A 13,072-nucleotide genomic window follows, 5' to 3' on the forward strand; every position below is an offset into this window, starting at 1 on the left:
GAGGTTTCCGTGAAGAATTTTGTGTGCTAGCTTTTAATTTTGATGGCCTCTCATGTTCTTTCTTTTGAAAAACCGGTTGTTGAACTGGTTGCACGTGTTCAAGAATTGCGTTCTCTCGAATTAGAAGATCAACATCTCGAACAAGAACTCCACCAGATTGAAAGCACAACCAACGCCCTAGCGCGAGAGTGGTTTTCAGAGCTGAGTCCGTGGCAAAAAGTGCAGCTCTCTCGACATCCCTCTAGGCCTTATACACTCGATTATATCCCGCTCATCTTTTCCTCTTTTTATGAACTCCACGGCGATCGCGCCTTCCGAGATGATGCATCTATCGTCGGAGGCCTCGGTCTCTATCAAGGCAGAAGTGTAGTCATTGTCGGCCATCAAAAAGGGCGGGGGACGAAAGAAAATGTAGAACGTAATTTCGGGATGCCTCATCCCGAAGGATATCGTAAGGCTCTGCGTCTCTATAAGATGGCTGATCGCTTCGGACTACCGATTCTGACTTTTATCGATACACCAGGTGCCTATCCAGGGGTTGGTGCAGAAGAGCGAGGCCAAAGTGAAGCAATTGGTAGCTGTATCGCCACAATGGCTAAAGCGCGTGTTCCTATCATTGCCACGATCATCGGCGAAGGAGGAAGTGGAGGGGCTCTGGCTCTGGGAGTAGCCAACCGCGTCCACGTACTTGAATACGGCACCTACAGTGTCATTTCACCAGAAGGGTGCGCTTCTATTCTATGGAAAGATACTACAAAAGCGAGCGAAGCTGCTGTTCACATGAAAATGACAGCGTCTGATCTGCTCGAGCTAGGTATCGTCGATCGAATCGTACAAGAACCACCGGGAGGAGCCCATCAAAATCTGCAGCAAACTGCACAAGTCATCAGTGAATCAATTGGCTCTGCGCTCGAAGAACTAGCCCCCCTCAGCCCTAAAGAGCTCATCCAGGATCGCTACAGGCGCTTTCGACAACTTGGTTCTTTTAAAGAAGCACTATCCACATCTTAAAAGAATGTTCTCCCTTCCCATCACTCCGTTCTGTTGCCGTTTAAAAATACAAATCTCTTGAGATACACTCAAGTGAAGCTGAGAACGTGACCAGGTCTCACTTTCAAAGCGAGAGCGGTGTGCTATTTCATAGTTTTCTCGTCCTCCATAAAGCTAACCAAAGTTCTTGTTGAACGATCATCCTCTTGAAGTTTGCGCTGAAGCGAGGGGAGCTTAATCCCTTTTTTCGTTCCAATTCCTCTTCACTCAGGAGATAACGTTCTGCCCATACTGTGGGGATGGCAATCCAATCTGGTTTTCTCTCTTCCACATCAGCATAAGCGGTTTGGAGCTCTGTAATACCAAGGAGAGGATTTCGTACTCCGAGTGGTTCAACAGTGACTCGCGATATTCTTCTCCCTGGAGAGAACCTAGGTTGATAGTCGTAGTGAGGATCCATCCACAGACTCATCTCCAAGGAAATACATCAGTACAACAATCATCCCCTAATTTCACTTAAAATCCCAGCCAATATCCAGAGCCAAGTGCTATTTTTGATTCTAGACCACTCATACTCACATCGATTGCTGCACAAAGGCTGCAAATGATTATTTGAGGTAAGAGAAAACGATCCTCCGTCCAACCAGCAAAACAATTAAAAAAAGAGTAAATGAAAGAAAGGCAAGAAGAGGTGTGATCATCGGTCAAGCCAGCCCATCCATCCCACTTATATCGATCGCGATTCCAATTCTAAGGATGACCAACACTCCCACAACAGGAGGATAATAGAGAGAAAAGTGGAGGATACTACCTCGAATAGTACGACCTGCACCAACTATCCCTCTTGGGTAATAGTAGTAGTCACGACTTGCCTGTCCTAACAGAAAGTGAATTCTTTTCAGAAAGCCACTTGGATTGAAGAAAGCACCATCCAACAAGAGCACAGCTCCTATTCCCAATAGGCAGGATAGACTAATATCTTTGACAATCTGTTTTATTTTTTCATGGGACTGGATCCGATAAATGCCAAAAAGCAAAACAGGGATTGTAAAAAGAAACAACGCATAGGCTTGATCCTTCTCGCGACCGCACAATCAACGGACAAAAATGACCATCGAAGATACCGAGAAGAATCCTGTTTAAGGCCTCTAAGAAACAGCCACAATCACCACAAAGACCAAAATAGATAAGGCACATCCAAATTGGATGTGTGTGAATAATAAGTTAGAATAAGATTGAGACTTGCTATCGCTGTAGCCCAGATTCCCGTTCGAAGGATGCTGATCTTCTCCGAGCTTCCCCATGAAAAGGAGAATCCCCAAACACATCACAACAGAAACAACCCGAGCTACCACACTAAGGCTCGTCATCACCCAAACATGGACAGTCCAAAAAAGCTGATATCACATCAATGCTAGCGAAGGAGCACCGATCAGCACTAAAATCCAAATAGGCACAGTGAGAACAGTCAAAATAAATAAATGAAACGGTGGATAAGTGAAGTACTCTCCAAGCGCTCGAGCCTGATAGAGTCCGACAAGAAAATCGCGCGGGGCTACCCCATCATTATCCCAGCCATTCACTTGCAGAAACTCCCCATCCTATCCCTGCAATACGCAATAAAAACACGCTAATAAGAACCCACCCATAACCACATCTCAAGGCTTATCTTAAATCGATCCTCACAGAGCCGCCTTGGGGAATTGAACCCCAGACCCGCGGTTTACGAAACCGCTGCTCTACCTCTGAGCTAAGGCGGCCAACAACCATACGACTTATTTATTTCTATTTACTTGCTCATTATCTAACCCATTTCACATCGGAATCCATGCTCAAATCAGCCAAAGCTCACATAGTACTGCAAAACTACACTGTCACAAAAAAATAATGCTTCATTGACGAATCAGTCCAAGCGCAAGCAACATGGTGAGGTGCTTAAGCCAAGATGAAAGCAGCAACAATCTCCAAACACCATGAGCGAACCCGAGCATTAATTCTTTGCCTCAATCATCATCACCTTCGTCTTCGGTTTCATCGAGGAAGAGCTTATTTTCATCTTTTTCTTCGAACTGCTCCTCCTCGTCTTCGGTTTCATCTATTTCTTCCTCATCATCGTAGCGATGATGAGCAGCAGCAGTTTTTTCTAGTTTTAGATCAACTCCAACCTCTCCCAATTGGGCATCAAGAAGTTCGAAAAGTTCATCCACTTCATCACCGGACCACTCTTCTAAAAGATCTGCAACGAATTCGAAGAAGTCTCCATTATCGAGACGACGCTCGATCTCTTCCACCTGATCCTCTGTAAATGCATCAAGGATATCTTCCCGCAAAGTTTCCGTATCCCCCGCCTCGATCGCATCCTGCGCCGAGACACGGATTTGACGAACGGCGCGTTTATCGAGGTAAATTTCCATGCTTTCTCCTCCAACAAGAATGATGCGTACTTTATAGTGGGTTATCGACCTCAATCAGAAAGCACGCAAAGTATGAAGGGGCGAATACGCGAACCCCCCCTAGGATGTCAACTCCCTCCATAGTTTTTACGGCATTTTTTATCAGTCTATCTATGGATAAAACAAGAACAAGATTCATTCCAACCTTAAAAATCGCTGCTTCAAAGCGCTAGCTCGCTCGATTCACCTTCATGACTCATTTTGGCCTCGGTTTCCAGAAAATAACTTTCGTCATGCATACTAGCTTCTTCCTTTTATTAGCAATCTGCTTACTAAAAGAAAAAGCTCATCCTTAAATTGGATGGGAAATAGCAAATCGATAATAAGGAAAGATGTTCTTATTTTTGGCACATCATCCGTATTTTGGTATGCTCAGAATGCGAGCAAAAAAACTTGAAGGGCATTTTATTTAACCCAAGATTGAAACTGTTTTAAGTCAAGAATAGAATGAATTCATCTACTTCCTTCTTTAAATCACCTTAAGTAAGTATTTCCAAGAAGTGAAAGTTTATCTTTCAAAATATCTATTCTTTTTCTTTAACTAGATTTCTTTTGCTCAAGAGATCGCTACACAAGATCGAAAGGAGTAACATTGAAGAATGGTAATCTATCGTGGATAGAGATGCGGTTTTTCCAAACAGGCCAATTATCTCTGATGTCTCATTCCACTTATTAAAAAGGGTCTGAGTGTGACCTACATACCTGAATCCGTAGTCAAAGGAGAAGTGCATTCCGCCGTAAGAGAAAAATTTACGTCGGGCAATGTATACATACGTTTCCATACAAAAACAGATGTAGGGCAGGTGCGGAAGCACAATGAAGATAATTTTCTTCTTGCAGATATTACCCGAAAAATACGTCAAGATGTAAATCGCACTTATAACTACTTGGTAGGAGAACAGGGTGCTCTATTCGCCGTATGTGATGGGATGGGAGGGGCTGCAGCAGGAGAAATAGCAAGTCAATTAGCTGTAGATGTCCTCTACCAGCGTATGACTGAAAATCTTTCGACCAATGCTCCACTTTTGCGAGATGAACTAGCTTATCAACTCATTCAAGCTATCCAACACGCTAGTTTCCAAATTTTTCAAGAAGCCGCAATTGATAAGACCCGCCGAGGTATGGGAACAACCATCACAGCAGCAGCTCTTGTAGATGACTGCCTTTTCCTCGCGCAAGTGGGCGATTCAAGAGGATATATCTTTAGACAAGGGCGGCTCGTGCAAGTGACCCGCGATCAGTCTCTCGTCAATCAATTGATTGAAGCTGGACAACTCACGGAAGCTGAAGCCAAAAATTTTGAACTTAACAACATTATCCTGCAAGCACTTGGGACTTCAGAGTCGGTACAAGTCGATCTCACATATGTTCCTCTCTATCAACAAGATACCTTACTCCTCTGCTCAGATGGTTTGTCAGGAATGCTAGAATCCGAGGAAATAGAGACAATTCTAGCAATATATAAAGATCCAGAAGAAATATGTAAGGTCCTAGTAGAGCAAGCGAATCAAGCGGGAGGGCAGGATAATATTACTGTGATCATTGTACAATTCAATGGTGATGGCCTTAGTCCTCCAAACGCATTGCAAGAGAATCCACAATACTGCAAATATGCATTCCCAGAGACATACAAACCTTCTTCACAGCAGGATGAACACCTCCAAAATTCTGCACACAACCATCAAGATCATCAACAGTTTCAACTCTACCCAACCACAAAACCTTTCTCTCACCACTCTCCTTCCTCCTCACAGGAATCGTCTCCTGAGAACCCCAACCACACCTTTATATACCCCAATCAACTAGAGTTAATCCCATCCGATTCGTTCTCGGACCATCCTCCCCTCAAACAGAATCCATTACTCCCGCCTTTTGTGGTGGAATCGTGGACACCCTCTAGTCGCAAGCGCTTGTTTTCTCAGAACCCTTATGTCAATGGCTCGGTTTTTCTACTTCTTCTAGGGGTGATTGCTATCTTGATCCTAGGCTCCCTTGCTTTCTCTTTCTGCTAATCTTCTTTTAATTTAGGCAAGAAATTGCTTTATCTTGGAGAATTCTATCCATCTCCCAACAGCGTAACAAAGCGAAAAGTCATCTACAGAAAAGCAAATCTGAGGTATAAAACAGATATGCCTACAAGTTCGTTTTTTCCTTTCAACCAGGAATCTGAAACAGAACAAGAAACCACTTCTGATACCAAGCAAGAGCTGCGTTCTCCTCGGAAATACAAAGTCATCATTCACAATGATGACTTTACAACGATGAAGTTTGTGATTGATATCCTTAGACAGTTCTTTCATAAGACAGAGACAGAAGCAGTACACATCATGCTTACTGTACACAAAAAAGGGAAGGATGTAGCCGGCATCTTCATACGCGACATCGCAGAAACCAAAATTGCCGATGTCACTAGATATGCTCGAGAGCACAGCATGCCTTTACTTCTCACAGCAGAACCAGAAGAACAACATGATGAAGATAAGTCCAGAAGTTGAAATTGCTCTCTCTGTAGCCGCAACCGAGGCAAATCGCCGATGTCACGAATACATCACGATAGAACATCTTTTGTATGCTCTTCTTTTTGACGAAAAGGTTGCTACTCTTCTAAAAAATATGGGGGCGAGCGTCCAGGATATTAAGAAAAAACTCGAAGATTTTTTTGAGAAAGAGCTTGAAGCTTTACCTCACAGGAATCAAGTGCAAAGCCTATCGCTAGGGGTCAATCGGATCATCTGTCGCGCTGCAATCCATGTAGAATCATGTGGCAAGAAAGAGATCAGCAGCCAGAGCATTCTCATCTCCCTTTTCGGGGAACGGGACTCATTCGCAGTGAATGTGTTAGAAGCCACAGGGATCAGTCGTCTAGATGTCCTCACTTCCATCACACACGTCCAAAAAAAAGAGAATGAGACAAGAAATACTCGTTATGAGCCGCTTCCGGCAGAAAACAACTCCTCCTCCGCGTTACAGAATCCCCTTCTCACATTTACAACTAATCTTAACGAGGAAGCGAAACAGAAACGAATCGACCCCATTATTGGACGACAAAAGGAAGTAGAAAGAATAAGCCACATTCTTTTACGGAGAAGAAAAAACAATCCTCTTCTCATTGGAGATGCGGGAGTGGGGAAAACAGCGTTGGTGGAAGGATTGGCTTGGAAAATTGTATCAGGAAATGTTCCCTCTCCTCTTCAAGGTGCAACGATCTACGCTCTCGATATAGGCTCCTTACTGGCAGGAACCCGCTATCGAGGAGAATTCGAGGAACGCCTCAAAGCGATTATCCGAGCACTTCAAAAAATAGAGCGAGCAATTCTTTTCATCGATGAAATCCATTTGATTATTGGAGCAGGTTCAACGGGTGGAAACAATCTTGATGTTTCCAATTTAATCAGAGGTTCTCTCGCAGCAGGAAGCTTGTGTTGTATTGGCGCAACAACATTTCAAGAATACCGTACTTACCTCGAGAAAGATCGAGCCTTCATGAGAAGGTTTCAGTATGTCGAGGTAAAGGAACCTTCGCCGGAAGAGACCATTCTCATCCTTCAAGGGCTTCAGGAAGAATATGAAGAATATCATGGCATTCAGTTTACAAAAGAATCGATCGAATCAGCCGTCCATCTTTCCATGCGTCATCTACACGATCGAAAGCTTCCCGATAAAGCGATCGATTTGATCGATGAGGCAGCAGCTTCCGCAAAACTCTCTCCACAGCCAAAAGCTTTGGTTGAAGTTACTGATATCGAACAAGTACTCGCCCATATTGCTCAAATCCCGCCCCGCCAAGTCTCCCTTCACGACAAGGAACACCTGAAAGAGCTCGAAAGCATGATGAAGAAATCGGTGTTTGGGCAAGACCAAGCGATCGAGCAACTGTCGAGAGCAATTAAAATTGCTCGATCGGGGTTGCGGAATCCCGAGAAACCGATCGGCTCATTTCTGTTTACAGGCCCTACAGGAGTAGGAAAAACTGAAGTCGCCAAAGTGCTTGCACAAGCGCTCGGCATCCCTCTTTTTCGATTTGATATGAGCGAATATATGGAAAGGCACGCTGCCTCTCGTTTAATTGGGGCCCCACCCGGATACATAGGATTCGAGCAAGGAGGTCTTCTCACAGACACCATTTCCAAATCACCTTATTCTGTTTTGCTGCTCGATGAGATTGAGAAAGCCCATCCCGATATCTTCAATCTTCTGCTCCAAGTGATGGATCACGGCCGATTGACTGACATGAATGGGAAAGTAACGTATTTCCGACATGTCATTTTGCTGATGACCAGCAATGTAGGAGTCCGGGATTTGACCAAGCAGACACTTGGATTTTCTAGAGAGCCCCACCAATGGCATCAAAACGATCAAGAATACAAACGGATCTTCAGCCCTGAATTTCGAAATCGTTTAGATGCTCGGATTGCTTTCAATCCTCTCTCCCCTCTCATGATGGAACGCATCGTCGACAAGTTCTTGGGAGAACTTCGAGAAATGCTAGAACAGAAACAAATTTCACTTGAAATAATGCCTGCAGCACGTTCTTACCTCGCCGCTAAAGGATACGATAAAGCATACGGAGCTAGACCTCTCGCACGGGTCATTCAACAAGAAATCAAACAGCCTCTCAGTGACGAGATCTTATTTGGGAAGTTGGAGAAAGGGGGGAATGTGCAAATTGATATGCAATGTCAAGAATTGATCTTCTCTTTTCCTGTACAAAAAAGGATGTGGACGCTTTGATCTACACTTAAATTTATGATATGATAACGTTCCCTTCAGAAAGGAATGTACCATGTTTCCTCTCAAAACGATCCTAGTAGCTACAGACTTCAGTGAGATCTCCGATCGCGCATTAACTTATGCTGCTGAGCTCGCTGAGAAATTCAACGCGCGCATCGTTTTACTTCATGCGTACGAGATCCCTGTTTTTAGCTTTCCAGATGGTGCCGTCGTGGCAACCGTAGATATTATCTCTAAATTGACTAACTCTGCAAACAACGCTCTTCAAAAGAGTGCACAACAGATAGCACAAAAAGGGATAGCAATTGAAGCGCTGTTACGTGAAGGTCCCCCTGCAGAAGAAGTAAATCGCGCAGTAGCAGAAGTGGAGGCGGATCTCATTGTGATCGGGACTCATGGTCGACGAGGTATTGCTCGGGCTCTTCTTGGAAGCGTAGCAGAAAAGATCATTCACATTTCATCGCGTCCTGTTCTCGTGATTCATGAGGCTAAACAAACACCGAAAACTCATCTGACTCCTTCAACAAAGATTTGAAGTCCGGGGTACTTTTCTCTCTTTGTTGCATTGCTCTCCCTAGCTGTTTGTTGTGCTTTTACTCAAGCGCTGCAAGAGCTGAAAGATGGGTGTGCGGAGAGCTTCTAACGAATAGAGCGAAGCCTGAACAAGTAGCTTCTTACCAAATGAACGCTACCCTCAATCCCACAAACCACACTGTTTATGGGGAAGGGATAATTACCTGGCGCAATACGAGTTTGGTTCCCACACGTGAGCTATGGGTTCATCTCTATCTCAACGCTTTTAAAAACAGCGCTAGTGTCTTTATGCAGGAGGCAGTAAGCGGATTCCGAGGAGGGCAGAAACCAACAGACTGGGGTAAAATAGAGGTCCAACGATTCTCTTTGCAAAAAGAAACCAGCAAAGTCGATTTATGGGCAGTTGCAGATATTCACCCAAATGGCGATCAAGACGAAACAGACATTCGTATCCCTCTCCCAGATGATGTCAAACCCGGAGACGAACTTGTTATCGACGTGGCATGGGAAGCCAAGCTCCCCAGCATCGTACTCCGAACTGGTTATTGGGACACATACCATTTTATGGGGCAGTGGTTCCCCAAGATAGCGAGACTCGAAACGGATGGAAAGTGGAGCCACTTCCCTTTCCATCGCTTAAGTGAGTTTTACGCAGATTATGCACATTATGACGTCACCTTAGATGTTCCAGAACAGTTTACCATCGGTGCCACTGGTCCAATCATCGAGGAGAGCATTGCAAATGGAAGGCGACGAGAGCGTCATGTGCAAGACTCCATCCATGATTTTGCATGGTCAGCTTGGGATCAATGGCAATCGAGAAAAGAAACCATAGGCCATACAGAAGTAACTGTTTTCTATCCAAAAGGTTTCCATTCCGTAGTCGAACGACAACTTGCTACTTTGCGTTTTGCTTTCCCCTACTATCAAGAGCGCTATGGGACCTATCCTTACTCGGTACTGACGGTGATCCACCCTCCAGAACATGCTCATGAGTCTGGAGGCATGGAATATCCAACTCTGATTACAACAGGAGGGGCTTGGTATACCCCTTCCAGTTTTCTCATGCCCGAGTTGGTCACCATTCATGAATTCGGACACCAATATTTTTACGGTCTTCTTGGAAGCAATGAAGTGGAATGGCCCTTCCTCGATGAAGGATTAAACGCATACGCTGAACAGGAAGCGTTGGCTCATTTCAAAGGGTCCGGTTCCTTCATCAATTTTTTCGGCTTGACCATCAGCGACACAGCCCATGCATTAACAGGCAATCAAGCAACCCATCAAGACAGGGTGGCGCAACCAGCTTTCTTATTTCAATCCGGAACAACATACGGCAAACTTGTCTACAGCAGAACTTCCACGCTTCTTGAAACGCTAAGACGAGTCTACGGCGATGAAAAAATGCGTGCGGCACTCACTTTATATGCCCACCGCTATCGATTCCTCCACCCAACTCCAGACCAACTGCTCGATACTCTGGGCCAATGCTTAGGGGACGCAGCAAGAGAGAACGCCCACCTCGTGCTTTTTGAACGGGGGTGGGTGGATTACCGAGCAGAAGCTATCGCCTCTCACCCTACTCAAGACCGAGAAGGTTTCTTTGACCAAACGGATCAAACCCCAACAAATGCAACCAATCAAGGAAAAGATCCATACACAGGATGGGTGCTTGTAACACGTCGGGGTACACTACATTTCCCTATCACCATCGAATTGATTTCAAAAGGGGGCTTCAGACAACGCATCCCTTGGGAAGGCATAGAAAACTGGATACGCATTCCCTATCGAGGGGCAACCCCTCTTGAGGCCGCAATAGTAGATCCAGATGAGCAGATTCTGCTCGATCAAGACCGCACCCATCAATTTATAACCACACCCACTTTCAAAGGGCCTGGCTTATTTCGCACGGGGGAACGACTCTTTTATTGGGTTCAAGTACTCCTCCAATGGTTACTCCCATGATCCCTCAAGAGATTTCACACCACACCCACGACACAGAAAAAGCTCATCACTATTCACTACCCACATCTCTTCAGGTTGTTTTTAAACACCACTGGTCACTCCTTGGGTTTTGGGCATGGCAGGTCGCACTTACTCTTGCCGTAACTTCCCCTTTTCTGTTTGCACTTCACAATGTGTATGGCAATCATCCCTCAGGGGACCAACTTTTATGGAAACCAGGAGGGGTGGCTTTACAGGATCTATTGGATCAATATAAGATCGTGATCGATACTTTTTTACCTACAGTCACTTTATGGATAGGATTTGCCTGGTTCGTTGGGCTTATCCCGCTAGCCATGCTGATTCAAGCACTAGGAGATCGCACTCAGCACCTCTCTTTTGTATCCTTCTTAAAAGAGGCACTCCGCTCTTTCCGTCCTTTAGCTACTTTAGCTCTCATCTTCATCAGTACAGAACTGTTAGTCGCAGGGGGAGGTGCTTTTTTTTTGCTGAAAGCTGCGGATACATGGACGATTGCATTGGGAGAGAGAAATGCGGATTTGATCAGTTTCGTGGGAATTGTGTTCTTCTTGATTGGTTCGAGCATCCTAGGTGTATATCATGATATCAGCCGCGTTGAAGTTGTGTATAACCGAATGACCATGGGACAAGCTATGTCCTATGCCTTTCGCCTACCTTGCTCGAAGGTGATCGCGCTCTATGGAACGTGGGCGTGGAGAATTTGTTTAAACGGAATACTCTTAATGGGAGGAGGCTTCCTTGCTCAAGTTTTATCGAGTGAAGGAAAAATCACAATCATTGCATTAGGTGTATTGCATCAATTGTTCCTCTTCACTCAAATTATTTTAAAAGCCTCCTGGCTAGCGAGACTGATTCAAACCTCCTCTTCTCGATCTGTCGTTTTCCAAACCATCTGATGTTCTTCTTAAGAGCAGGCGATAAAGTTGTTCATATTGCCGTGCAGGACGATCCCAACTTAAATCGAGTTTCATCGCTTGACGCACCAACGTAGGCCATCGAGGTGATTGTTTTGCAGCAAGGGCTCGCTCTATTGCTTTCAAAAAATGGCTTACCCGTTTTTCATAGAAAAGAAATCCCGTCCCATTTTCAAACTTTTCATCACAATCGATAATCATCTCATGCATCCCATGAGATGCATAAGCCACAGGCAGTGCACCATATCGCTGGAACCAAAGAGGCATGTCGCGAAGGCGTTTTGGATAAGCCGGGATCAGAGCAATGTCTGCTCCCGCAATTAAGCGATGCAAAAGAGTAGAATCAACGGTAGGTACACAAATGATCTTTCCTCTCGATAAAGAAACAAGCTCATCAATCTCTTCCGAAAGAAAAGAGGAAGAAGGAAAGGTACTGATGATCAAAGAAAAATCAACTTTATCCACTGCTTTACGCAAAGTAGAAAGAAAAAGAGACTTTTCTTCATTCGAGATCCGATACAAAATAGTGAGAAGAAGTGGAGCATCTACCTCACACTCAAAACCATACTCTTCCTGAAGGGCAATCTTACAGTTAGCTTTATGAGTCGGATCTTCTGCATCATAACGAACCACAAGAGCAGGATCAATAGCTGGATTCCATAGGCTATAATCAATGCCGCATCGAATGGTCGCAGTAGTTCCCCTTTCTGCTTTATAGGCCGCAAAAGATTCTTCCAATTTCTGTTCGATCCTTTCTCGATGGGCTTCGCTATTGCTCGTCACTGCATCTACATTTGTGATCCCCTCTTCGACCCACCAAATCTTCTGACGTTGGTCAGAATGGAACAGATCAGGGAAAAGTGCATCGAGCGCAGTACAAGAAAACCACTGGTGGTCCACTTCATGATGAACAGTGAGCACCGTCTTAGGACAAATAAAATTCCGCTGTGTTTGATAGAATTGATTCAAAAAAAGAGGGAAAGGTGCGGTTTGCCATCCATCGCAATGAACAATATCAAATGAGAATCCAGAGACAGTTCGCTGTTTGATCAATTCGAGCGAAGCGCGTGCAAAAAGCAAAAAGGAGCGAGTCACTTCAAGAGACAATGGGCTCCCTTGCCTTCTGATCTCTTTCTGGGCCCCTTCAGGGAATCGCTCAATTCCTCCAATGGCGATGATGTCTACCTGAGAAGCCAACTTGCCATCAAGTACTGTCAATTCGACCGATTGACCCTCTATTTCTAAAACCAGCGTAGTCAATCTGCGCACCATCAAGAGACCGTTGGTGTCTAGTACTGGAGAATAAGGCAAGCACACTGTGACGGAATGTCCTAAACAACGAAGCGATTTGGACAGAGCGACAGAGAAATGAGTGAACGTTCCCCATTCTTCCATCAACACAGAGGTTTCAGCAGTTAGGAAAAGAATATCCATTGGATGATGTTTTTAGCACGCACTTCATTA

Annotated in this window: 13 protein-coding genes and 1 tRNA gene; 7 read left to right on the top strand and 7 right to left on the bottom strand. The window is 44.8% G+C overall.

Annotation, left to right across the window (positions count from 1 at the left end):
* Positions 1-42: 42 nt before the first annotated feature.
* The gene (locus tag BCY86_RS05710) at positions 43-1,011 is read left to right on the top strand and encodes an acetyl-CoA carboxylase carboxyltransferase subunit alpha (protein ID WP_075276874.1); all 969 of its coding nucleotides are present in this window, start codon (positions 43-45) and stop codon (positions 1,009-1,011) included.
* Positions 1,012-1,138: 127 nt separating this feature from the next.
* On the opposite strand, the gene BCY86_RS05715 is transcribed toward BCY86_RS05710, so the two are convergent.
* The 6 genes from BCY86_RS05715 to BCY86_RS05745 form a co-directional block, all read right to left on the bottom strand.
* Positions 1,139-1,462: a hypothetical protein gene (locus BCY86_RS05715; RefSeq protein WP_156865102.1), complete on the bottom strand. Its 324-nt coding sequence runs from the start codon at positions 1,460-1,462 to the stop codon at positions 1,139-1,141.
* Positions 1,463-1,694: 232 nt separating this feature from the next.
* Positions 1,695-2,051 (bottom strand): hypothetical protein, encoded by a 357-nt coding sequence (locus tag BCY86_RS05725; RefSeq protein ID WP_075276877.1) that lies wholly within the window; start codon positions 2,049-2,051, stop codon positions 1,695-1,697.
* 87 nt (positions 2,052-2,138) lie between these two features.
* Positions 2,139-2,360 carry a hypothetical protein gene (locus tag BCY86_RS05730; RefSeq protein ID WP_075276878.1) on the bottom strand — a complete coding sequence of 74 codons (222 nt, stop codon included), beginning with the start codon at positions 2,358-2,360 and terminating at the stop codon, positions 2,139-2,141.
* Positions 2,361-2,393: 33 nt separating this feature from the next.
* Positions 2,394-2,573 carry a hypothetical protein gene (locus BCY86_RS05735; RefSeq protein ID WP_075276879.1) on the bottom strand — a complete coding sequence of 60 codons (180 nt, stop codon included), beginning with the start codon at positions 2,571-2,573 and terminating at the stop codon, positions 2,394-2,396.
* Positions 2,574-2,678: 105 nt separating this feature from the next.
* A tRNA-Thr gene (locus BCY86_RS05740) sits at positions 2,679-2,750 on the bottom strand.
* Positions 2,751-2,993: 243 nt separating this feature from the next.
* The gene (locus BCY86_RS05745; protein WP_075276880.1) at positions 2,994-3,404 is read right to left on the bottom strand and encodes a hypothetical protein; all 411 of its coding nucleotides are present in this window, start codon (positions 3,402-3,404) and stop codon (positions 2,994-2,996) included.
* 728 nt (positions 3,405-4,132) lie between these two features.
* Here BCY86_RS05745 and BCY86_RS05750 point away from each other — a divergent pair.
* The 6 genes from BCY86_RS05750 to BCY86_RS05775 all read left to right on the top strand — a co-directional run bounded on the left by BCY86_RS05750 (position 4,133) and on the right by BCY86_RS05775 (position 11,590).
* On the top strand, positions 4,133-5,455 hold the full coding sequence (locus BCY86_RS05750; RefSeq protein WP_075276881.1) for a Stp1/IreP family PP2C-type Ser/Thr phosphatase: 1,323 nt from the start codon (positions 4,133-4,135) through the stop codon (positions 5,453-5,455).
* Between the two features lie 117 nt (positions 5,456-5,572).
* Positions 5,573-5,938 carry an ATP-dependent Clp protease adaptor ClpS gene (locus tag BCY86_RS05755; RefSeq protein ID WP_075277610.1) on the top strand — a complete coding sequence of 122 codons (366 nt, stop codon included), beginning with the start codon at positions 5,573-5,575 and terminating at the stop codon, positions 5,936-5,938.
* Positions 5,913-8,174, top strand: a complete 2,262-nt coding sequence (gene clpA / locus BCY86_RS05760; protein ID WP_245776205.1) for an ATP-dependent Clp protease ATP-binding subunit ClpA — start codon at positions 5,913-5,915, stop codon at positions 8,172-8,174. The genes BCY86_RS05755 and clpA overlap by 26 nt, the downstream gene beginning before the upstream one ends.
* A gap of 52 nt (positions 8,175-8,226) precedes the next feature.
* On the top strand, positions 8,227-8,709 hold the full coding sequence (locus BCY86_RS05765) for a universal stress protein (protein ID WP_075276883.1): 483 nt from the start codon (positions 8,227-8,229) through the stop codon (positions 8,707-8,709).
* 89 nt (positions 8,710-8,798) lie between these two features.
* Complete coding sequence (locus tag BCY86_RS05770) at positions 8,799-10,673, top strand: M1 family metallopeptidase (RefSeq protein ID WP_075276884.1); 1,875 nt, start codon at positions 8,799-8,801, stop codon at positions 10,671-10,673.
* A complete protein-coding gene (locus BCY86_RS05775) occupies positions 10,658-11,590 on the top strand; it encodes a hypothetical protein (protein WP_075276885.1) in 933 nt (310 codons plus the stop codon). The genes BCY86_RS05770 and BCY86_RS05775 overlap by 16 nt, the downstream gene beginning before the upstream one ends.
* On the opposite strand, the gene BCY86_RS05780 is transcribed toward BCY86_RS05775, so the two are convergent.
* Complete coding sequence (locus BCY86_RS05780; RefSeq protein WP_075276886.1) at positions 11,534-13,042, bottom strand: glycogen synthase; 1,509 nt, start codon at positions 13,040-13,042, stop codon at positions 11,534-11,536. The two genes, BCY86_RS05775 and BCY86_RS05780, sit on opposite strands and share 57 nt — an antisense overlap.
* Positions 13,043-13,072 lie beyond the last annotated feature (30 nt).

It is taken from the genome of Pajaroellobacter abortibovis, assembly GCF_001931505.1.
GTDB lineage: Bacteria > Myxococcota_A > Polyangia > Polyangiales > Polyangiaceae > Pajaroellobacter > Pajaroellobacter abortibovis.

Bases quoted from the DNA above. Each gene is read 5' to 3' on its own strand.
- BCY86_RS05780 (WP_075276886.1), bottom strand. From the start codon at position 13,042: ATGGATATTCTTTTCCTAACTGCTGAAACCTCTGTGTTGATGGAAGAA.
- BCY86_RS05730 (WP_075276878.1), bottom strand. From the start codon at position 2,360: ATGACGAGCCTTAGTGTGGTAGCTCGGGTTGTTTCTGTTGTGATGTGT.
- BCY86_RS05715 (WP_156865102.1), bottom strand. From the start codon at position 1,462: ATGAGTCTGTGGATGGATCCTCACTACGACTATCAACCTAGGTTCTCT.
- BCY86_RS05765 (WP_075276883.1), top strand. From the start codon at position 8,227: ATGTTTCCTCTCAAAACGATCCTAGTAGCTACAGACTTCAGTGAGATC.
- BCY86_RS05775 (WP_075276885.1), top strand. From the start codon at position 10,658: ATGGTTACTCCCATGATCCCTCAAGAGATTTCACACCACACCCACGAC.
- clpA (WP_245776205.1), top strand. From the start codon at position 5,913: ATGATGAAGATAAGTCCAGAAGTTGAAATTGCTCTCTCTGTAGCCGCA.
- BCY86_RS05710 (WP_075276874.1), top strand. From the start codon at position 43: ATGGCCTCTCATGTTCTTTCTTTTGAAAAACCGGTTGTTGAACTGGTT.
- BCY86_RS05755 (WP_075277610.1), top strand. From the start codon at position 5,573: ATGCCTACAAGTTCGTTTTTTCCTTTCAACCAGGAATCTGAAACAGAA.
- BCY86_RS05745 (WP_075276880.1), bottom strand. From the start codon at position 3,404: ATGGAAATTTACCTCGATAAACGCGCCGTTCGTCAAATCCGTGTCTCG.